This window comes from Desertivirga brevis (assembly GCF_017355835.1).
In genome coordinates this window covers 22,930-47,077 of the sequence record NZ_JAFEWF010000009.1, presented here as the reverse complement: position 1 = coordinate 47,077, position 24,148 = coordinate 22,930, and the positions used below count along the sequence as shown (strand labels likewise).

The window sequence follows — 24,148 nt, the reverse complement described above, 5'->3', positions numbered from 1 at the left end:
CTATTTCTCTTCAGCCATTCTTCGTACCTTATTTACTAACAACTGCCATTCCAGGTAATTCTCATCACCGGATGCCTTCTTTATCACGTCCAAATAAGCTGGATCAAAATACTCGGCTGTAACAAGGGCCACAATTCCTTTAGAAGGAATAAAATTGGCAACCATGAAACCTTTTTCGTTATTGCTGGCGCGTTGTCTGTCAAAAGCAACTCTACTATTTTGGAACTCTTTATGCGTCTTTTCACCTGTCATAAAGGGTACCAGAAAATCGGTAGATTTCTTTATCGAGCCACCTTTTGAGGATTCTACTGTGAAGTAATTTTTCCCTGAGGCTCTTTTTATTACTATGGCCGTTTTCAGCAAAGGCTCCACGCTGAAAATATGATAGTTAAGTGCATCACGTTCGTAAAAATCATGGGTTGAGCCGTCGGGATTCAAATTTACCTCCAACTGCCTTTTTAACTCGGTCTCAACTATCTTATCATACTTTCCATTTTTAAGAATATAGTTGATCATCGTCATCATCTTTATACGATGTGAATTCCAGTTATTAACAGCAGTGCCCTTATCTCCTTTCCCTGAGGGGTGATTCACCTCCGCGGTCGCCATTGCATCTAACCATGCATCAATTTCGCTGCGATCCTTCTTAGCAATATCTTTTCGGATCATGTCATATCCAAAAACCAGATCCTCGAGTTTAGTCTCGTTGATCGGGTTTCCGTCGGGCTTATTTTCCCGCGCCCAGGCTTTCAAAAACTCAGTTGCCTTATTGAGATATTTCCTTTCACCTTTCAGTCTGTAGCTAAGCGAGAAAGCAAAAATCTTATTCACATCACCCAATGATTTCAAACTAGCCATCTTGTCCGGATTCCCCATTAAAAGTCCCTGGGATTGAATCAGTTTGATGGGGTCTGTTTCATCCGCTAATGCTTTTTCAGCCCTGCTTTCAAATTCCTTAACTATATCCCTGGCTCTGGGATTATCCTTCAATTCCTTCTTCAACAACTTTAGTTCGGCATTTCTAAAACTTACATCTTGAGCATTCAATTGAGCTAAAGGGAATAAAAGTAATAGTGCTAAGATATTTCTCATCAAATGACTATATATTATTTCTAAATCAGGACTTCAAAGGCTTTGATCCGGGAGTTGAAGCATAATCACCAACAAGATCAGAAAGGGCACAGATTTGCTTATCCTAAGAAAGCATTTTTTGAACCAATTTACTCATTTTACTTTGTGTCCCTCTCTGAACCTTGTGGTAATTCGTATTGATTAATTACTCTACCAGTTCAAACTTGCTTTGAAGCGGTAAATTATCTGAGGCAGAGCCGATCATCAGTTTAAACTCACCCGGCTCGGCTTTCCAATTCATCTGCTGATCGTAAAAGGCTAACTTTTCCCTGTTAATGGTAAAAGAGAGCGTTTTGCTTTCTCCCGGATTTAACATTAGTTTCCGGAAATCTTTCAACTCTTTAATAGGTCTGGTAACACTAGCTACGAGATCCTGAATATAAAGTTGAACAACCTCTTCCCCTGCATATTTACCAATATTTTTAAGGGTAAAGCTTACTGTAAGAGAATCTGACGACTTCAACCTTTGTTTGTCAAGCTTCAAATCGCTCAGAGCAAAAGAAGTGTAGCTCAATCCGTAGCCAAATGCATACTTCGGAGTATTAGGCAAATCAATATATACAGACCTGTACGTTTTATCGTTCTCGTTTAAAGATGGTCTTCCAGTGTTTTTATAGTTGTAGAAAAGAGGGATCTGACCCTCAGAGCGAGGAAAAGTCATGGGAAGTTTTCCTGCAGGATTATAATCGCCATAAAGCACATTTGCAATAGCATTTCCGGCTTCGCTACCTAACCACCAGGTATACATTATAGCGTCAGCATTGTCGGCCGTCCAGTTAAATATCAAAGGACGCCCTGCCATCACCAAAACCACCACAGGCTTTCCAGTTGCTTTTACCGCTTTGATAAGTTCTTCCTGGCATCCGGGCAATTTAATCTCAGCCCTGCTTTTTCCTTCTCCACTCATATCGAAAGCCTCTCCTACTGCCATGATCACCACATCGGCCTTTCTGGCAGTCTCTACAGCCGCACTAAATCCAGCAGAAGTAGTATCTGAAATACCACAGCCTTTGGCATACAGAAGTTTGGTTTGCTTACCCACTTTGTTCTCCAGACCTTCGTATAGAGATACGAGGTGGTCATTGTCCCATTTTACCGACCAGAAACCCTTCATATCTTCGCTCGACTTAGCCAAGGGGCCTATTACAGCTATGCTTTTAAGGCTTTTAGAAAGAGGTAGCAGCTGATTCTGATTTTTTAATAATACGATACTCTTTTCTGCTACTTCACGCGCGGCCTTTCTATTAGCGTCTGAATTAAGGATCTTTTTTTCCCTGCTTTCATTACTAAACCTGAAAGGGTCTTCAAATAAGCCCAATTCAAACTTCTTCCGAAGAATTCTTCTAACCGCATCATCGATTTGGGCCACGGAAACCTTACCCTCTTTAACCAGGCCTGGCAGGCTGGTAATATAACTGCGGCTTTCCATGTCCATATCACTTCCAGCGTTTATTGCCAGCCGCCCCGCATCGTAATTGTCTTTGGCAAAGCCGTGAGGAACCATCTCCTTTATTGAACCCCAGTCGCTTACTATAAAGCCTTTAAAGTTCCACTTCCCTTTTAAAATATCTCGCTGAAGATAGCTGTTACCCGTGGCCGGAATGCCATTCAAATCATTGAAAGAATTCATAAAGGTTGCGGCACCCTCGTCTGCAGCAGCCTTAAATGGTGGTAAATAAGTCTCCCATAACAGCCTTTCGCTCATATCAACGGTGTTGTAATCACGACCGGCTATGGCGGCTCCATAAGCTGCGAAATGCTTTACACAAGCCATTACTGCATCAGTATTGCCCAATCCTTTACCCTGAAAACCTCTTACCCTTGCTCTGGCGACCAAAGAACCAAGATAAGTATCTTCTCCGGCACCTTCCATCACTCTTCCCCATCTCGGATCGCGGGAGATATCCACCATTGGGGCGAATGTCCAGTGAATACCAGCCGCAGCAGCTTCTGCTGCCGAAACCCTTGCTGAAGTTTCTATAGCTTTCAGATCCCAGCTTGCAGCCTCGGCCAATGGGATAGGGAAGGTAACGCGATAGCCGTGAATCACATCCAAGCCAAACAAAAGAGGAATTTTCAGTCGCGACTGCAACGCAAGTTCCTGCACCATCCTCGTATCCTTAGCCCCCCGTACATTAAGCATAGAACCAACTTTCCCCTCCTTAATTTCGTTGTATTTACTGCTATTCTCAGTGAGAGGACCTGTAGCTAATCGATCACTCGTGTATTGGTTCAACTGCCCTACCTTCTCCTCGAGGGTCATTTTAGCGAGAAGGTTTTCAACTTTAGCATCAATATTCAGCCCTACCTGTGCAAAGGAAGGCTCATATAACTGATTAAAAAAAACAACTGTTCCCAAAAGAGCTTTTCCTGAGGCATGGAAGAACCTTCTAAACACTCCCTTTCCAATTTTTGAGCCGTGGCCCGTGAAGGTTATTTTAAACATATTTGTAAAATATCAGGGACATTTTTCCCCTGCTTTAGAATTAATGAAAGGCGGGACACAAATTGTTTTAAATGGCCCCGCCTCAAACACACACTAGTTATATCCTTTATTTTGACCTAACGCAGGAGCGCGGTTCAGTTCACTTTGGGAAATCGGGAACAGATAGTTTTTCTCTGTAAACACCCTATTCTCAACATTAAATCTTTCGTAATTGAAAGTGCCATTTGCATTTTTTGTAATACGCATACCGGTTATTGGCTTATTGAAGTAGATCTCCCCTTCTTTCCATCGACGAACATCATAGAAGCGATGCTCTTCAAAGCATAACTCCACACGTCTCTCATTGCGTATCCTTGCCCTGATAGCTTCTTTTGTCGGAGCTACATAACCATTTCCTGCTGGATTTGTAGTTTGGAGCGCTGGCATGGCAACACCTGTTCTTGCCCTGATTTGGTTTATGGCTGCCAGTACCTGGGTCATTGACGCAACTCCTTGTGCTTCATTTAAGGCTTCTGCGTAATTTAAAAGGGTTTCAGCATAACGGAATAGAATCCAAGGACGACGACGGTTAACAACCGGATTGCTATTCCATGAAGCAGCCGGGTCCATAAATTTGCGAAGGTAATAACCAGTTTTTGTCGCATTAACATTCACCCCAATTCCATCTTTCCCCCCGATAAAGGTTTCAACAACTGATGCTGGCGTGGTAGTTTTATAGGTTTGTCCATTGAACAAAATGGAAAATGCAAGCCGCGGATCACGGTTAGCATAAGGATTTGCATCACTATAGACAGCCAAAGGATCAGATATAAGACGGCCTGTGGTTCTCACTTCAAAAGCATCTACCAACTCTTGAGTTGGATTTGTGCGTCCAAGACCTCCCTCATAACTAACCGGAGCATTTTGGCGGTCAAACTCGGCCGCATTATAGGTTTGTGTCGCGAAAATAACCTCATTATTATATTGATTCGCAGCCGTATTCCACATCCAGATATTACCGTAATTATTAAAAAGGCTGTGTTTATTCACATCAATAATCGCCTTTGCTGCATCCGCAGCCTTTTGCCATTTAGCTTGATCTCCGGCGGGGTTATATAAAGGACTAGCTGCATATAACAGAACTCTTGATTTTAAAGCCATTGCGGCGGTCTGCGTTGCCCTACCGTAATTAGCTGTGTTTGGACTATTATTAGGGTCTCCAATCATCCAGTCTCTTGTCCAAAGCGGCAACCTTGCAATTGCAGAATCACAGTCCAGAGTGATTTGCTGAACACATTCTTCGAATGAATTTCTTGGCAAATTCAGATTTTCACCTGGACTTAACTCCCTTGTTATAATAACCGCACTTCCGTATCTCTTAACCAGCTCAAATAAAAAGAATGCTCTTAAGAAAAATGCCTGACCGCGCATTCTTTTAACATCCTCATCATAAGTAAGACCATTCATAGGAACGATATTCGCAGTCTTAATTTTCTCAAGAAAAATATTGGTCTTACGGATCCCGCTGTACATATCTGTCCAAACATCATCAACAGTTCTAACTGGCCCCCAGGTACCATTATTGAAAATACTGATATCGCTGTTTGGATTAGAGCTTATTGCTTCATCAGACGCGTTGGCTAAAAGAGACCATTCACCCAACACGTTAAACCTATGTTCTACATGAGAATAAATATTGTTCAGATAGTTCCTTGACCAGTCAGGGTGGTTCCAAAACTGCTCCTCTGTTACATCCCCATCTGCCGGAATAGTTCCGTCCTGTAGAAAGTCATCCTTACAGGAAACTGCCAGAATTCCAACTGCCAGTAAAAGAGTATAAAATATCTTCGTTTTCATTTTTTGCAATCCTTAATATTAAAACTTAACATTTAAGCCCATCGAGTAAATGCGCATGTAGGGATAGGAAGAATACCCAGCTTCTGGTAACTCGGGATCAATGTCCAGACCTTTAAGCTTGTCAAAAGTTAGCAGATTCAGTCCGCTGATAAAAAACCGGCAAGTGGAAAGCTTTACTTTACTAGTCAAAGAGGAGGGTAATGTATATCCAAATTCTGCATTTTTAAGACGTAAATAGTCCCCTGAACGAAGCCAGAAGTCTGAATTTTGGGTATTATTATCACGATCCCCGATTGCTAGGCGTGGGTATTCTGCTGTTGTCGCTGTTTCAGGAGTCCAACGGTTTACACTAAATTGGTTAACATATCCGGTATTGTTATTACCCGCATTAACCAAATCTTTAATTGAGATGGTGCGTCCTTCTGTTCCCTGAAAAAGAAACGAAATGTCGAAGTTCTTGAACGATGCATTAGCGCCAAAACCAAAGAAAGCTTTAGGTACGAAATTGTAATCAGTAACAGAGAAATCAAGGTTATCGATAACATTATCGCCGTTAATATCTTTATATCTTATATCGCCTGGTTTAACTGTTCTTGAGAAACGTTGTACAGGGGCATTATCAATTTCTGCCTGAGTTTGGAAAATACCTTCAGACTTTAAGAAAGAGTTAACATATGAGTTCCCCTGGATAACACTGGAAATCGCACGCCCCTTTCTTTTCTGATACTCTGGCAATCCCGCACTCTCATTAATTGAAACAATTTTACTTTTGGTATAAGTGTAATTACCAAAGATATTCAAGTTTAAGTTGCCTATCTTTTTGTTAAAATTGATATCCGCTTCCAGCCCCCTGTATTCACCTTCACCTTCGTTTACATTAACTAAAGACTGTCCAAGTATATTAGGCAGTAGTGATCCTGTCAATAGATCAGAACGATTCTCGTAGAAGTAATCAGCAGAAAGAGATATAGCATTTTTGAAGAACTGGCTATCAAAACCTAAACTTGCTTTTTTAACCTTTTCCCATGTCAAATTCTCATTACCCAGCGTACGCTCTGTTGAACCGTTTGCTCCATTGAAGCCCGTACCAAAATTGTATCCTGTTCCCCCTCTGTTCCAGGTACTGTTAAAGGAGAATCTTCTGGAAAGTCCCAAGGCATCACTGCCCATCAATCCATAACTTCCTCTTAACTTTAAATAGTTAAGGAAAGCGGCAGATTTCATAAAGTTTTCATCTGAAACTATCCAGCCAGCAGAGAATGCAGGAAAGAAACCATATCGTTTACCTGGTTTGAAGTTTTCAGAACCGTAATAGGAACCTATAAGATCAACAAAATACCGCTGTTTGAATCCATAAGTTAGTCGATTAGAAATCCCCTCTCTTTTTTCATCCAGTGCCAGGAATGTAGTAGCAACGCCTCGCGTGAATCTGTTTGAAAAATTAAAACTATGGTCTCCGAAACTCTTGTCGTAATCAAATCCAATCCACAGTTCATTGTTCCTAAAATTCTCCCTGAACTCGTTTGCGGAATAGTTTGCCACGGTTGCATTACCGAAACGAGAATAGCTACCATTATCATTACGCTGATAAACCTCAAAGCTTTGAGTAAAACCATGCCTGAAAAGTCCTCTTACATCATATGAGTATAATGCATTTAAACTTAATCCCTCAACTAAAGAATTGAGCTTCTGACGAACATTAATTGTGGCGAGCATGTTTCGTCCCACATCGGTACTTACTCCACCTGCCTGAAGCATTGCTAAGGGGTTATTTGCCTGAAAATTTGAAGTCCCACCGTAAGTACCGTCTTCATTTAATACAGGGAATGCGTTTGCAGGGGTGCTATAAATAGCAGAAAGAATACTTGATGTTCCTACCCTTGGAAAGCGAAGATTAGTTATTCTTCCTCCCACGTCTAAACTTACGTCGAGGGACTTGTTTACATGGAGGTCGAGGTTAGTCCTTAAATTGTACCGCTTGAAATTTGTATTGGCGTCATAAAGAGGATTTTCTGCTCCCTGGTAAAAACCTGCCTGGTTAAGGTAGCTGATCATCGTGTAGTACTTGATAAAAGCATTTCCTCCGCTGACAGTACCAATATAACGTTGCACAGGAGTGATATCCTTAGTAAACCTGTCTACAAAATTGTTATTAGGATACAAATACTGATTAGAGGAAGGATCCCTGTAAGCTGCAAGTGTAGCATCGCTATATGTTGGAGTAGTGCCACTGTTCACCTGAGCTTCATTGTATAAATTTGCAAAAGTGTATGAATCGAGTGGCTTAGTTATTTGCATGGGAGTTTGCCAGCCGTTTTGAGCATCAACAGTAACCCTGGTTTGAGTTGCGGAGCCACGTTTGGTCTTAACGTAAATAATACCGTTTGCTCCATACATACCATACCAGGACAACGAAGCCGCATCCTTCAAAACACTAATACTTTCAATTTCATTCGGGTCCATGGCTTCAAAAGCACGCGCAACTCCATCTACAAGAACCAGTGGCTCCTGGTTGTTATTATAGGAAGAGCGACCGCGGATCATAAATGATGAAACATCGTACCCGGGTTGCTGAGAACCATTCTGGTAAATGTAAAGCCCAGAAACACGGCCTGAGAGAACGGTATTTAAAGACGATGAAGGAAGTTGAGGCAGTTGATCGCCGTCGATAGAACTGATAGTAGCACTCACTTGCCTTTTCTTACGTACGCCAAAAGGGATATAAACATTATCCTGGTCGCCTGCATACAATAGTGTTCGCTCAAGCACAATTGTTGCGCCCTTAAGTTCGGCCGCAGGCTTTATCAGCGTACTATACCCTGTAAGTTGAAAAACAATGGCATCGCTGGTTGTACAAGAAATATTGAACGCACCGTCCGCTCCTGTATTTGTACTCTTGCTCTTTGCCTCTTGTACGGAAATATTTACTCCCGCCAGAGGCTTTTTATTTTGATCTAACACTATCCCGTTTACGGTCAGGTTCTGATCCGGCTTCTGCGCATATATAGATAAGGTTCCTGCGAATATAAATAACAGGAGGCCTAAAAATTTTAGATTAAGTCTCATAAAGAATGTTGATCTAATTTTACCAATTACTACTCCCACCCAGGATTTTGCTTAAGGATACCTTTACTTTTATAGATTTCGGTCCGGGGAATAGGGTACCTGTGTTGACGGTCTTCAAATATTTTTTGGAAAGCGTCACCTAAAAGCACCTTCGTATAAGTAAATGATCCGTTCGCGTTCTTCACAACATCCATTCTATACATGGGGGTATTTATAGTTTCAACCCCAATTTTCCAACGCATAATGTCGTACCATCTATGATCTTCGAATGCAAGCTCGATGGCCCTTTCATGTCTTATTCTAGCCCTGAAGGCCTCCTGAGTCCTTTCAACATATCCCACAACTGCAGGGTTATCGGTTTGCAATGCTGGCATGTTTACCCTCGCCCTGATCTGGTTTATCGCCCCAAGGATACTGTTCTTAGTGACATCAGATGCAGGGCCTTCTGCTTCATTCAGTGCCTCCGCATAATTAAGTAGGATCTCTGCATAACGGAAGTAGATATAATTAAGCAAGGTTTGTGTTCCTCCATTTGTTGAATAAACCTCAGGCCAGTATTTTTTGCAATAGTAACTGGTAGCCGTAAACTTGATATCCGTACCTGCATCCTTACCATAGGTTGTTTGTTCCTTCCCATTTACAATCGTCGTTTGACGCCAAGTTTCAATTTTTTTACCCTGCCAGTCGGCACTGTTATACAAAACATTTGCATAGAACCGTGGATCTCTGCCAGTATAGGGAGACTGCGGATTGTAGCCTGACCCTGCCTCGCCCGGCAATTTCGCAGTTGCGACCATTTCATACATGTCGACGTGATTTTGCGTGGGATTCATTTGTCCTTGCTGCCCTCCAGAGGCAGGAGACATGGAAAAATCCTGGAACATACCGGCGATAGGACGATTTCCTCTAACCTTGATCATTATATATTCAGGAGATTCTGGAACATTTAATATGTTACTATAGCTCGACTGGAGAGAGTACCAGCCTTTGTCCATAAGACTTTTGGCAGAATCTGCGGCTAATTTCCACTTTGCCTTATCATTAGTTGGATTGTTTACAGGACTTGCAGCATACAATAGCACTCTTGACACCAATGCTGAAGCAGCTCCTTTTGTAGCACGTCCGTAATTTGATGAGCCGTATTCAGGATCTGTATCAACGCCAAGTTGATTTTCGGCTATTTTTAGATCAGCAAGGATAAAATTTACGGTCTCATCGACTGTTGCCCTTGGTAGATCCACGTTATCATTTACCGTATACACTTTGTCTATTACCGGCACTCCACCAAAGCGTTTTAATAGCTCAAAATAGCATAAAGCTCTAATGAAATGCATTTCCCCTCTCACTCTCTTTGGCCTGAAAATCCTCTGCTGTTCTGGGGTTTGTTGAGGTACCTTGTCTATATTCTCAAGCATCTTATTAGTTATAGCGATACCCTGATATGACCTTTCCCAAACGTCCCTTATATCGTTAAGTGAAGCTGCTACAGCATGATCATGATAACGACCTTTATTCAATGTAACGACTGTATTCTCTGAGTTTCCGCTTACGGCTTCATCAGAAGCCTGAGATGTGGCACCCCGGTAGGAATTGAAACGCACATAATCATTGATAAGATAGTTGTATGCTTCGTCGGCATATCTTGCAGCCTGCACCGCATCTCCAAAAACCTTCTCATCATTTAGCTCAATTCCAGGAGCTCTGTTCAAGAAATCTTTCTCGCATGCTCCCTGAACTAAAGCAAGTGCCAGAAGAGCTACTATATATCTTTTTCTAAAAATCATCCTATTGAAGATTAATGTTTACACCTAAATTGTACACCCGTGAGGAAGGATAAAGCGCTTGCAATGGGAACGCCGGATTAACGGTGTTCAGATTCTCCGGATCTACATACATTCTAAACTTTGTCCATGTATAGAGATTCTGTCCGTTCGCAAATATCCTAACACCCCTGATCTTCATCCGGTCGGTCCAACGGGCTGGTACAGTCCATGCTAATTCAACATTTCTTATTTTTAAGTAAGCTGAATTTTGAAGGATAAAATTGTTAAGGGCATAATTTAAGCCTGTGTAGCCTCTAGAATGTAGCGCTGGCCATGTAGCAGTAGACGCGGTTTCTGGAGTCCACCGTTCCAGCTGAAAGGGGTACATTTGCTGGCCATTATTTTGCTCATTCAGGATTAAATTAGAACTTACGTGAGCAGCCCCCTGAAATAGAACAGAAAGAGTTACACCTTTCCATGCGAATCTGGGAGTAAAGCTATATATATATTCAGGGTTACTTGAATATCCGATAGGCTGTCTGTCTTCTGAGGTTATAACTCCATCACCATCCAGATCACGGAATTTCAAGTCGCCTGGTATTATACTTTGTCCGGGAACAGCCCCTTGAGGTTTTACTGAATTATTAATATCCTCTATGGAAGTATAAAAACCATCGGTAACGTATCCTATAAACTGATTAACCGGCTTTCCCTCGACTTTCAATCTATCTGGCGTTCCCTCCGGTTCGTCAAAGTTTCGAACCACGTTTCTAGCAAACGATAATTGACCATTAATACCGAGCGTTAATTCACCTGCCTTTTTCTCATAATCCAATTCAACCTCATATCCCTTGTTATAAACCTCCCCATTGTTTAGTAAAGGATATTTATGACCGAAAGAAAGTAGCCCTCTTTTTGCTTCAATCAGGATATTTTTTCTTGTTTCATCGAAGATGTCGACATTAAATTTCAATGCCCCCTGGAAGAATCGGCTCTCTAAACCTATATTCCGTTTAGTACTCCTTTCCCATGTCAAAAATTCGTTACCAATATTATCTGGAGAGATCCATGTAATTGGGTAATTAGTAGGTGACTGCGGGGAACCAAATTGAACGGAATTACCTGGCCCTCCGAAATTTGTTCCTCCATTCGTATAGCTTGTCAGAAATAAGAAGCGTCGGCCACCGATATTATCGCTACCCACTTGCCCGTAACTTCCTCTGACTTTTAAATAACTGAGCCACTCAACTTTTTTCATAAAAGGCTCGTTTGTTAGCGTCCAACCGAAGGATCCGGCTGGGAAGAAACCGTATTGACGGCCTTTCATAAAGTTCTCGGAGCCATTGTAAGAAGCATTGAATTCAAAGTAGTATTTATCAGCGTAGTTATAAGTCACGCGATTAACCAGCCCCTGCATTGCCCTTGGCGGCGATTGAAATATATCAGCTCCAGTATTTGTTCTTAAAAGCTGCCTTGTACCTAAGAGTAAAGCGGTTAGGCTATGCTTTTGTATACTTTTTTCGTAGTTAAATCCTACTTGTAAATTAGAATTTATGTCGCCGGAAATAGGCGTATAATCATTTGTTACAATAGCTCCCAATGGCTCATCCCGTTGACGAGTATCTGTTGACAAACTTACTTGTCCCGTACGGCGGTCCCATCTATAAGCAGCCCAGTTTGCATTCCTTCTGGCTGTATTTAAATAATAAGCATCATAACCAAAATTTGTCTTAAAGGAAAGACCTCTGGTAAGCTTGTCTAACTTCCAGTTTATGTTAAAGGTACTTTCAATGGCATTCCGGGTATCTGTTCTTGTACCAAATCGGGTTAATACAGCATAAGGGTTCCAGATATTTGTTCCAACGTCTGCGTTCTGCGCGATTCTTCCATCAGGAAGAGTAACCGGAAATGCATACGAAGGAGTTTGAAGAATCCTTGAAATCATGCCTTCCATGGTATCATAAGAGAAGGCCGAACTCGAACGTAAGCCCGAAGGTTGGTAACGCTTATCAAAACGACCGCCCAGCTTTATTCCGAATGTTATATCCTTGCTTAAATTGAAGTCAATATTTGAACGAAAATTATACCTGTTGTAATTTGGAACGGTATTAATTCCATAGGGAGAATCAAATTTCTTGAAAATTCCGTCCTGAAACAGATATCCTGCGGAAACGAAATACTTTGCAATTTTAGTTCCACCGCTAATATTTACGTTATGTTGAGTTTGAGGATAATACTTGCGGGTCAAATAATCAAACCACTGGATATCTGGATAGCCATAGGGATCCGAACCATCTTTAAATTTCTGTAATTCCTCTTCTGTGAAAGGTGCAGGTTTTTGGTCGTTAACATACGCCTCGTTAAGGAGATATGCGTTATTATATGCATCTAACCCTCGCGGGATGCCTGTGTAAGTTTGCAAGCTAGCATTTCCGGTATAAGACACCCGGGGAGTACCGATTTTTCCTCCTTTTGTTGTAATAACTATTACACCATTAGCTCCGCGAATACCGTAAACAGCAGTTGAAGATGCATCCTTCAGAATTGAAATGGTCTCGATTTCATTCGGGTCAATATCCCCAAAACCAGGGCGTTCAATACCATCAACAACAACAATAGCATTTGAATTTCCGGTAGTCGCAATACCGCGAATACGTAAGGTAGCTGCGTCTGCACCAGGCTGACCACTAGTTTGAATAGCTTGTAAACCTGGCATTTTCCCAATAAGGCTATTCGTAGGGTTGGCAGTAGGAGACTTTAAGATTTCCTGGCTATTAATGCTGGATATTGCTCCTGTTAATGTAGCCTTTTTCTGTGTGCCGTAACCTACAACAACTACTTCTTCCAGATCTGTTGTGTTATCCGTAAGTTTTATATCGAGTACTGTTTTAGCTCCAAGGGTTAACTCTTGCGGTTTGAAACCGATGAAACTGAAAACTACAACACTAGAAGGCGTAGTGCCCCGTAAGGTAAATTTACCATTTAAATCAGTGGTTGCTCCGGTCTGTGCGCCTTTTACTTTCACACTAACACCAGGAAGAGGTTCTCCTTTTGAATCTGTAACAGTACCTGTTATTATACTCTGAGCTAAAGCTGAAAGTATAAAACTTGTGGTAAATAGAAACAGCAAAACAAAGCGTTTGAACTGTTTGAAATACCTGAACTTATTAGCGGATTCTTTTCCTAGAGAATAGTAAAGTTTGTCCATATAATAATGATTTTGTTTTTGCACCAATTCCAGGATTTAATAAAGCGGATTGACTTTAGATATTAATACTTCCGGAACGGTAATAATTGGTTTTGAATAAGTGTGTTATTTTTTGAAAACAGTAACCTAGTTACCGTCTTCAGCTTCTGTATCCCTCTCCTTTTAGGTGATCCTCATTTTAATAATGCTTGTTCTTAAACTCTAATTGGTGCCGTAAAGTTAAAGGGATTTAAATTAAAAAAACAATATAAGTAATTGATAAATAGATAGTTACAATAAAAACGATACGCTTAAATAACCGAACAGTTTTTATGTTATGGCTTGATTTCGAGCGACAAATATTATACACAAGGAAATGCAACCAGAGGATGCGATACGCTTAGGTAGCACTAAAGAATTTTCAACTATTTTTAAATATTTTAATATAGCCCCCACAAACACGATCATTCAAACAAAAAAGACAAAAATCAGGTCCTGAATATGATAAACCGCGCTTTCTTAGAAACCGGTATTCTTTAAATAAGCTCCCAATGGCCTACAAAAAGCAAAGCCCGGATTTCAATATCCAGGGCTTCTAGCAAGGAAAAATGTACCTAATGCTATTATTACTCAATCACCTCAAGCACAAGCTTACTCCAGCCTTTCTCTCCGGCATTTTTCAGCTCTTTCTTTCGCTCCTCCATAACTTTTTTCATCTTGCTGCCGTAGGCCCAGCAAGTACTTTGCCTGATAGAAAGTATATCTGAAAGTTTATGTGAGGATATTTTCCCCTTGGTGGAGTACACAAGGAATAGCATGTAGAAGGCCTTATTTATTGGAATTCTACTGTTTTGAAATATCGTATTTGCGATAACAGACTCTTCGTAACGGCACTTAGTACAGCGCCTACTATAGGGCAATTGTCCTTCATGATAATTGGTATTACCGCACTTGCGGCAACTGTACCCTTTAGTCCACTTTAAATCGGAGAGGTATTTGAAGCAGGTTTCCCGGTCGGGATAAATCTTTGAAAACTCCTCAAAATCTACATCCTGCGACATTACACGGGCTCTGGTAACCTTTTCTATGTTAACCGTTAATTCCTGATTATCCTTCTCAAGAAGAAGGTTCATTCTCGATATTTCTTCAGCCTGTTGCTGTAAAAGAACATTCACTGCTGAGAGTTCCGAGTTCTTTTGCTCAATGATCTTGGCTTTTTCTACCACTTCCCGGGTGCGCTGATCCACTAAAGTGCTTAGTTCCCTGTTCATCGTATCCTTCAACTTCTCATTCACTTGCAACTGATAGATCATTCTTTTCTGGGCCTTGTCTTTACGCTTTCTTAGATGCCTGATATTGTCGCCGATAGCGAAAGACACTAAAACCATTTCAACAACAAAACAAAAACTAAGGCTATAATGGGTAACCGGACCATAAGGCAGCCAACTAACATTTAGCAGAACAAGTATTTTGATAATAAAGCCTAGAAGAAGAAAACTGTAGCCGATAACAAAAAATCTCGACGGCTTATATCCTTTTCTCCAAACTGTTATTCCTGCATAAAGCGCTACCACCAAGGGCACAATTTCAACTATTTTATAGGTAAACAGCCGGGTATTAAAAAGACATACCATTAGAAACAAGGTACGCAAGCCAATAACAACAAGTACAGTTTTATAAAGGCCGGGTGACTTACTTTTTAGGTAAAGGAAATTTAAGGTAAAAAGGAGGCCGCAAACGCTACTTAGATACAGGGCTATGCCGTAAGAGTAATTATTAATAGCCGGACTATCAGGCCATAAGTATTGAAAAGCAATGCCGTCTACACACATCTCATATAATCCAATGCTCAGATTATACAAAACATAATACAAATACTGCTTCTGCTTTACCGCAAAAAACATAAGTAAATTGTAGAAGCCGAAAACAGCGATCATGCCATAAAAGAGTCCAAAAAAAAGGTATTCCTCGGTGGCATATTCAGAGAACCATTTGAAACTGCGCAAAACAACAATAACACTGGCAGCCTGGGTTGACTGAACTCTTATATAGAAAGTTTTTTCTTCCGATGTAGTATTGGAAAGGTTATAAGTGAAGTTTTTATGAGTGTACTGCCTCTTAGAAAATTTGTACTTGTCTCCAAAATGAGATATTTTAAATTTCCCGCCAGGAATAGGTTCGAAAAGGGTAATATCATCAATGGTTTGGTCAAAAAACTCCAGCAACCAATGCTGGTTGGATTTGGGAGAGAACCTTATCTTTATCCGATACCAGTATGCTGAATTCAGATTGAAGGCTTTCGGGGTGTAGACTGAACTAGGTTTAAACTTATCACCGAGTTTTACAATATCCTCAATTTGAAGTACAGTTGATGGATCTTCCAATTGCTCAATTTCCTTGTAGGAAAAGATATGCTGAGGAAAGGAGTCGTTTATTCTAACAGCTGGCTGTGAAGAGCCGGAAACTGTAGCACAAACAAGTAAAAGACACAGTACCAACTGAACAACATCACCTATTGCATTTTTTTTAAATACATAACACTCACGCATCTTTTCGTTCTATCCCTTAAAATGTCTTTGATGGGCTATTACCCTTACCTATGATTCAAGAATTGGTTAATTCGATCGGAAGCTAAAGTAGAGATTTTTGCAGATCAGAAGCAAGTAAAAGTTTTAATAGTTTTTAATTCCATACTATCTCTTTCTTCACATTCTTAAATTTGTTTTTCTCAATCCTGTTATCAAAAGGCGCTATGTTTTGTTGTAAGGGAGAAGGATACTTAGCTGGATCAAATCGCCCCGTCAAATCAGTATTTTTGCTATCACCCACTAAAATACCGGTTTCGCAATCCCTTATTTGATTTGACTCGATTACACATTTGCTCGGAGCTATATAAAAACCTGTTTCCAACTTACCTTTTGCCGCGCCATAAAGCAGCCTGATGCCTGTTTTTACTCCTGATATTTCATTATGCAGAACTACATGCTCGCTGCCATTCAGGCGTATTCCACTGTTTCCACCTTTTATAACATTACTGTCTATTAAACAATTGTGTCCACCTCGCATTACGATCTCTCCATCACAATCTTCCAAATAATTCCGGATATATTTATTGTTTGAGCTCTTATTGCTGATCACCTCAGCTTCCCCATTACATCTTATAAAGGTATTTTCCCTGACAATAGTATTTGCCTTAATTGTTCCCAGAAGAACAGGTTCCTGCCCTATCTGTACACACTCTCCACCGTTCAGGTTCTTCCAACTTACCTTCTCCTTGTCTCGCCATAAATTATGTTGGATCAACGTATTTTGAGGACACGTAGTGCGGGTTATATGAACTTTTAAATCCTGGGCATCTTTATTATTTAAAAATCTGCAGCTGTCTACTTCATTATTCTTTCCATTACCAGAAATAACCACTAGGGACATATTTTGAACAATTACCCTATTGTTCTCAAAAACACAGGAAGTTACCCGGCAATTTTCAGACTCCTCCAGCTCAATCAAGAGTCCGCTCTTGCCATTAGCTTTAGAAAGAATGCAATTCTTGAAGTTTATATCACGGAAAATAGTATGTTTTGCCCGAAGATGAAATATTGGAGCAGAGTACTCGCCTGTAAAGACAACCCCTCCGTCCTTTTCAGCACGGATAATAATGGGCATCTTCTCACTGCCACTCAAATCTACCTTGGTGCCCCATCCACGATATTCCCCATTTTTTATTGTTATTATATCTCCCGGCTTTGCCTTTCCAGTAGCTGCTTCGAACTCTTGTTGCGAACCTACCTTGTACTCTGCAGCCGATACTATACCGGAAGTAGAGAGTGAAAAAACTAGTAATAAGAAATAATTGAGTGCTTTTTTCATTAACGTTTAAAAAATATAATTGAAACCTGTTTTAATAGTGAAGCCTTTTAAGTTCACTTCATTTAATTGTGTTATGGCCGTTTTGCCATTTTTAAAAAACAGCTCATCAGTCCCTCTTCCTGTTTGCCATAAATAAGCTTCCGCACTAAGCGATAAGCTTATCTTCTTGCTTATCCAGGCATTTAACGATGGTTTACAGTCAAATCCCAAGCCTTTTGCCTTATGCCTGAAACTAACAGGGTGTTCAAATTCTTCGATTAAATCCCAGTTGGCTTTCGCCGTGTATATCTGTTGGTGGTAAGCTATACCAATATTCAAATAATAAACTTTACCCAATTGCTTTACCAGAATGGCCTTCAAGTACCATCCTTTCCATTCAGGGGCATATGAGCTATTAAGATTAGAACTTTGGTCTGATAAAAATAAGGTCATTGATCTTCGGCTAACGCCTGCCGATAGTTTAAAGCCGGTTTTTTTTCCCGATTGAAGGTAATATCCAGCTCCTAAGCTCGTAGAGTATAAAGATCCCTTTCTTGTTGGTAAAACTATATTAAATACTCTCCTTTCCCGGTCATCCTCGCCGAAATCGGAGTCACTCACCTGGCCACAAAAAGTCCTTTGATAAGTAAAACCTGATTCTGCAAAGAAACTTCTCACACCAATTTGTACTCCAATTTCAGCCAGAGGTCCTTCCTGCCTTGTCCATTTTAACTCAGAAAGAATATTCGGATCTTCTCCATTGCTATTTCCTGCTATAGACCAATCCAGATTATCACTAAAAAAACCTGTACCCAGGGTAATGTTAGCTCCAGAAACTCCAATATCCCTTTGCTGTGCAGCTAAAGGGATGCTAAGTTGAACCACAAAAATTACGACGATTGTTAGTCTCATAACATGAATACAGGGGTATCCCTCAACCAAGATACCCCCTGTATATTTTTAGCTTGCTATTCTGGTCCAGCTTAAATCGTTATAATAAATAAGGCCATCAGAAGTAGATTGCCAATAAGTATCACTTCCTCCGCGGAAAGTATGGAAGGTTATTTCTCTGATCTTTCTGTATGTATCATTCGTAGTCCATCTTAAAGAAGTACTTAGGAGCGTTACCCCATCGACCTGATAAAGACCACTGCCGTCTGAACTACTGCCATTATTGCTTTTAACTCTTATCCTTACCGTATACCACTGGTCTTTATTCAATCTCACACTCTGTTTGCCAAAACTATCACCGCAGCTTTGAGGCATGTCCCTGTAGTAAACATAAGGTCTGAAATAAGGGTTATCGGTACCGCTGTTATCTTTCTGATTAGTTGGATTATACCACATCAGGCGCGCTGTACCTCCTGTTCCATCCCAGGCTGGATTACAACCTGTAAACCCATTCCCGATGGCGAAGCCAAAACCGACTTTACCCCCGCGGCTCCATTGGAAGTTAGGACCGAAGCGAACTTTGAAAGTAAGCTCGTATTCAGATCCGTCTGAAACATCAATGTTTACGATATTACCATTGGAAAGCGTATTGGCTGGAATACGGATCCGAGCCTGATTACTGTAAATAGAAGCGTTTGCCTCTTTCCAGGTGCCAGATATATTACCAAAGTCTCCGTTTGCCTGGGATAACGTGTAGGTACCATCTGCCCTGTCGAAGCTAACTGACCTGCTACTGTAGATGGCTCTTGGGCTAGTATCCTCGTCAACTATCTGCGTATCTGCGGTAACATTCTTTTTGCACGAGCTTGCTAAGGTTAGAAGTGAAAGCATCATACCTGATGCGAGTAGTCTTTTAGAATTCAAAGTGATGTTCATAAGTTTAATTTATTAGTTTACAATGGTTGAGTTCCGGAATTTAGCCCTGCTTTTTCTCTTCGAGAACCAAAATATTCTCCTCGATATAAGCTGCCTGTTGCTGGTTGAGGCCCTTGCTACCAGCGAGTGCTTTTGCCTTTGCAAAGCTCTTCTTGCATTGGCTAAGGTTTTTATTCTGTACATAAGCTTCCGCCAGATACAAGTGCGCCAACACAGAAGATGGGAATTTCATAGTGCAATATTGAAATAGCTGGATGGCTTTCTGACGATCTCCAATTTTGTACAATAAGCTTTGTCCAAACTGTGTTAAGGCCTCTGCACTGCAGTCATATTTTACAGAAGAATCTTGCTTCAACACTTCATACTGCTTCAATACATCCACCAGCTTCCTGTTCTGATAAAGCTTTTTTCCTAAAGCAATACCAACGGGGATCTTTGGATATACAAGTGGTTCGCCTTTCAGCCATGCTGCGAGCTGACTACTAATGGAAGAAATATTCAAGAAACCAGATATATTACTGAATACAGCAACGCCAATCTTTCTCTCCGGTATCAGAATCATCTCAGAATTAAATCCGCCATAATGACTACTTTTTATCAGCACTCTTTCCCCATCCCTGATTAAGACGTCGAAGCCAAAGGCTACTCCTTTATTCCCTTCGCTTGAAAACTGGACTTTGGTTAGCTCTTTCTGAGAAGCCGTGCTAAGCACCTCCTTCTTCTGATACCAGCCCTGATTTAAAATCATTTGAATCCATCTCGAAACATCCCTTGTACTCGTGTGAAAACCATTACTGCCAGCATTTTCCCTGTTATAGGGGTAAAGAGTATCCTGTGTATAACTGTATTGTAACCAGTTGCTAATCTTGAACGGTTTTGCATATTGTTCCCTAGGCCTCAGAAAGGTGGATGTTGACATCCCCAGGGAGCTGAATATTTCCTTATCTGTAAATTCTTCAAAAGGTTTGCCAGTGATTTTGTTGATGACATCTGCAAGAATATCATAATTGTAAGGAGACCTGTATATTCTCGTTCCAGGAGCGAAGCGGGGTAACTGCGAAGCGATACTACGGGTTGTAATCTCAGGGGCATTAGATTTGAGATTAGGCGTATCCCATATCATCTCATATTTATCGATCCCCGAAGTATGAGTAAGAAGGTGGCGGATGGTAACATCCTGATAAGCCTTCCCCCCCATTTTAAAGTATGGCAAAAATTTAATTACTGCATCATCAAGATCCAGTTTCCCCTGCTCTTGTAATTTTAGGATGGCAGTTGCCAGTAAAGGCTCAGATAAACTGCCGGAAAACACCGGCGTGCTAACTGTAAAGGCTTGCCTCTCCTGATCACGAAGCCCGGCCGAAGTATAAAAAACCGAATCATTTGAAATTAATGCTACCCCTATTCCAGGTACAGGAAAGTCTTGCTTCAACTGAGTCACAAAGTTTGTGAGCTCTAGCTGCCGTCTCGCTGTAAATGAATAAGTAGCGGTGTCACGCGGTTTGTCTTTTGTTAAAAACGCGATTAGAACCAAAAGCAATAGTGCGGATAATAGAAAGCCCATTGCCATTCGCTTTACTTTAATGGTCATACTCTTCTTGGTTGTTTATTTGCCTTTAGGGCTGTTTATAATTGGTGAAGGGCTGATATCCTTCGGTAGAACAACACAAATAACAAGGGTTTAAATGAAAAAAACAATAGCAAAAATATCAGATCTTCTTGTTTTTCAGTGGATTACAAAACAAGCAATACGTTTTAGTAGTCCTAAGGTATTTTTATATCCTGTTGATTATGAAGGCATAGTTCGGTTTGAAAAAAAACTTTTGATACGCTAAAATCCACCACATTTTTTTTCTTTTTTTGAGTTTATTTATTGTCTTCCGCCTCCTCGTCACGTTCCGCTGATCGTACCGTTCTTAAATTTTCATCATGATCAAGAATAAGCAAGGTCCAACCTTTGTCCGGATCTTTTTTCAGTTCCTTTTTTCGTTCATCAAGCACCTTCTTCATCTTACTGCTGTACGACCAGCAGGTACTTTGTCTGATCGATAAAATCTCAGATAATTTATGTGAAGATATTTTCCCCTTTGAAGAATAAACGAGAAAGAGCATGTAGAAGGCTTTGTTTATGGCAATACGGCTGTTTTGGAAGATGGTATAAGCTATCACAGATTCTTCATACCTGCACTTTGTGCATCTCCTGCTATAAGGTAAATGACCTGAGAAGTAGTGCTCATTGGAACAACGCCTGCACTTATAACCTTTATCCCATTTAAGATCCGAGAGGTATTTGAAACAGGTTTCCTTATCAGGATAAATCTTCGAGAACTCCTCAAAATCAACATCCTTAGACATTACTCTAGCTCTGGTTACTTTTTCAATATTCACTGAAAGCTCCTTATTGTCTCGCTCAAGCAAAACATTCATCCTCGTTATTTCATCAGCCTGTTCTTTCAGTAGATTATTGATGTGGAAAAGCTCTTCATTTTGCCGTGTAATGATATCCGCCTTTTCAACTACTTCTGATGTTCGTTTGGCAACTAGTCGTTCCAAAACGATCTTTTGTTTTTTAACCCGGTTGATCCGGTAGCAATAAAACAAGTATGCTCCCAGGCATATCATCAATACAACAAGAATTCTAAACCACCAGGTCATCCAGTACGGCGGAGTTACTATTATTTTGATTTTTCTACCTGCTTCATTCCAAACGCCATCATTATTGGTGGCCTTAACGATTAAAGTATAAGTTCCTGGATTTAGGTTGGTATAACTGGCAGAAGGAGTGCTTAAGAAGTTCCAATGCTCCTCAAAACCTTCCAGGCGATAAGCGAATTTATTTTTTGCAGGTTTGATAAAGTTGAGAATAGCGAAATCAATGGAAAAACTATTTTGATCATAATCAAACTTCAGTTCTTTAGTAAGACTAATGTCTTGCTTCAAAAGTTCGGTGCTGTCATTAACGATCACCTTTTTATTAAAGAGTGAAAGACCTGTGAAAACAACCTTGGGGGTTATAGTATTTTTCCTGATGCTATCCGGATAAAAATTAACCAAGCCACTATGACTTCCAAAATAAAACTTCCCATTCCTTGCCTTACAAGCTGAATTATAACTAAATACATTTCCGGGCAAACCATCATACGTATTATAATTGATAAACTCTTTCCTACGAGAATCGAAACGAGAAAGACCATTATCTGTACTTAACCACAGAATTCCATCTTTTCCCTCCAATATGCCAACAATGTTATTGGTTGGAAGACCATCTCTTACTGTATAAACGTTCAGCCTTTTAGATTTCAGGCTGAAGCTATAAAGTCCACCAAAGTAAGCGCCCAGCCACAAGTTTCCATTACTATCTTCCCTGAAAGAGTTAATGATGTTCGATGGCGGTGTATCTTTTTTTTCTATGAAAGAGAAAAAATTAAGGAACTGCTTATTTCCCTTAAACAAGACATAAGTACCATTACTTGCACCAACCCAAATATTCTTAGCCGAATCCTCGTAAATCCAGTTGATATATTTGCAACTTTCAGGTACACCAAAAGCAGGAGGAAGCAAAGTAAAGGTGCGGCTATCCTTGTTAAAAAAACACAATCCCTGATCCTCAGTCCCCACCCAGAACCTTCGCTGAGAGTCTTCTAATAAGCAGGTAACATCGTCTGAGGGGATAGAGGTTCTGTCTTTATCGTTATGCAGAAGGTGATCGAAACAATTTCGCTCTTTATCAAAATAATTAATCCCACCCTGATGGCTTGCGAGCCAAATCTTATTATCCCTATCCTTGTATATCCACTTGATCAGGTTTGAACTGATCCCGTTTTTTCCACCTGTATCATTATAGGTTACAAAGTTTCCAGTGCTAACATTTAAGTAATTAACTCCCGCCGCTTCCGTACCTATCCATAAATTGCCGGAGGCATCCTCGCACATTGAACTGATAACATTACTACTAATGCCATTCGCCTTCTTCCCTGACCGAATAGTATTAAAAGGAGTATTGTAAAAATGGGTCACGTTAACCCCACCATAGTAAGTACCAAGCCAAATGGAACCGCTTGAATCTTCATAAATATCGTAGATTGAATTTTGATTTAAGGAGTGAGGGTCTTGTGGATTGTTCTGATAAGAAACCGCTTTTTTACTTTGAGGATCAAAAATCGAAAGCCCCTCTTGAGTAGCCAGCCATAACTTACCACTTTTATGAACAAAGATCTTTCGGATATAATTGTTTACGATTGAACCCGGATCCAAACTGCTGTGTGAAAAGTTAGAGAAGGAGTCTGTTTCATTATTGAACAGAAATAAGCCTTTTTTCAAAGTTCCCAACCAAAGGCGATGCTGCTTATCTTCGTTCAACGCTGTAATATTATTATCTGTCAAGCCGCCAATCCCTTTTTTAAAATGCCTGATACTTGTAATTACATTGCCCTTAAATTGAACGCCTAGCAAGCCTAGGTGCGTGCCGAGCCAGATAACTCCCTTGTGGTCTTGAAAAATCGCGTTTATTTTGAAGTGTTTAAAACTGAAGCCTTTCCCATTATAAATAAATCTGTTCTGAAAAATCTTCTTCTTTCTATCGCTTAACCTTGCTAGTCCTTCATTTGTACCAATCCATACATTGCTATTCTGATCTTCAAAAAGGCAGTTAATGTAATTGCCTCCAGGAGTATTGCCATTGAATTTGTTGAAAGTTATAAAGGAATCTGCTAAAGCTTGATATACATTCAATCCAGCCCTTGTTCCAACCCATAAGCTCCCTTTAGAATCTGTAAGTAAGGCATGCACATATTCATTAGACCTTCGGGAATCTGTTAGTTGAGAATTGCTTTTATATATTTTGAAGGTTCGCGAGTCGTACTTATTTAAACAATACCGGGTACCGAGCCATATATATCCAGTTGGATCCTGAGTAATGGCAAGAACTGAATTTTGGGAAAGGCCATGAGCTACCGTATAATGTTCAAACGAAAGCTTTTCCTGGGCGGTCAAATTAGAGGAAAGAAATGAGAGGACCCAGAAAAGCGTCCTAAACAAAATACTAAA

At 40.5% G+C, this 24,148-nt stretch carries 12 protein-coding genes; all 12 read right to left on the bottom strand.

Annotated elements, in window-relative coordinates; all coding sequences use genetic code 11:
• On the bottom strand, positions 1-1,092 hold the full coding sequence (locus J4N25_RS19820; RefSeq protein ID WP_207423545.1) for an alginate lyase family protein: 1,092 nt from the start codon (positions 1,090-1,092) through the stop codon (positions 1-3).
• Positions 1,093-1,276: 184 nt separating this feature from the next.
• On the bottom strand, positions 1,277-3,577 hold the full coding sequence (locus tag J4N25_RS19815; protein ID WP_207423544.1) for a glycoside hydrolase family 3 N-terminal domain-containing protein: 2,301 nt from the start codon (positions 3,575-3,577) through the stop codon (positions 1,277-1,279).
• 93 nt (positions 3,578-3,670) lie between these two features.
• Complete coding sequence (locus tag J4N25_RS19810) at positions 3,671-5,413, bottom strand: RagB/SusD family nutrient uptake outer membrane protein (protein ID WP_207423543.1); 1,743 nt, start codon at positions 5,411-5,413, stop codon at positions 3,671-3,673.
• Positions 5,414-5,431: 18 nt separating this feature from the next.
• On the bottom strand, positions 5,432-8,479 hold the full coding sequence (locus J4N25_RS19805) for a SusC/RagA family TonB-linked outer membrane protein (RefSeq protein ID WP_207423542.1): 3,048 nt from the start codon (positions 8,477-8,479) through the stop codon (positions 5,432-5,434).
• A 29-nt stretch (positions 8,480-8,508) separates the two neighbouring features.
• Positions 8,509-10,263, bottom strand: coding sequence for a RagB/SusD family nutrient uptake outer membrane protein (locus J4N25_RS19800; RefSeq protein WP_207423541.1), 1,755 nt, complete (start codon positions 10,261-10,263; stop codon positions 8,509-8,511).
• 1 nt (position 10,264) lies between these two features.
• Complete coding sequence (locus J4N25_RS19795; RefSeq protein WP_207423540.1) at positions 10,265-13,450, bottom strand: SusC/RagA family TonB-linked outer membrane protein; 3,186 nt, start codon at positions 13,448-13,450, stop codon at positions 10,265-10,267.
• Between the two features lie 605 nt (positions 13,451-14,055).
• Positions 14,056-15,978 carry a 7TM diverse intracellular signaling domain-containing protein gene (locus J4N25_RS19790; RefSeq protein WP_207423539.1) on the bottom strand — a complete coding sequence of 641 codons (1,923 nt, stop codon included), beginning with the start codon at positions 15,976-15,978 and terminating at the stop codon, positions 14,056-14,058.
• A gap of 133 nt (positions 15,979-16,111) precedes the next feature.
• Positions 16,112-17,296 carry a chondroitinase-B domain-containing protein gene (locus J4N25_RS19785; protein ID WP_207423538.1) on the bottom strand — a complete coding sequence of 395 codons (1,185 nt, stop codon included), beginning with the start codon at positions 17,294-17,296 and terminating at the stop codon, positions 16,112-16,114.
• Between the two features lie 6 nt (positions 17,297-17,302).
• Positions 17,303-18,187: a hypothetical protein gene (locus J4N25_RS19780; RefSeq protein WP_207423537.1), complete on the bottom strand. Its 885-nt coding sequence runs from the start codon at positions 18,185-18,187 to the stop codon at positions 17,303-17,305.
• 48 nt (positions 18,188-18,235) lie between these two features.
• Complete coding sequence (locus J4N25_RS19775; RefSeq protein ID WP_207423536.1) at positions 18,236-19,102, bottom strand: polysaccharide lyase; 867 nt, start codon at positions 19,100-19,102, stop codon at positions 18,236-18,238.
• Positions 19,103-19,142: 40 nt separating this feature from the next.
• On the bottom strand, positions 19,143-20,693 hold the full coding sequence (locus J4N25_RS19770) for a serine hydrolase (protein ID WP_207423535.1): 1,551 nt from the start codon (positions 20,691-20,693) through the stop codon (positions 19,143-19,145).
• 275 nt (positions 20,694-20,968) lie between these two features.
• Positions 20,969-24,139, bottom strand: coding sequence for a two-component regulator propeller domain-containing protein (locus J4N25_RS19765; protein ID WP_207423534.1), 3,171 nt, complete (start codon positions 24,137-24,139; stop codon positions 20,969-20,971).
• Positions 24,140-24,148 lie beyond the last annotated feature (9 nt).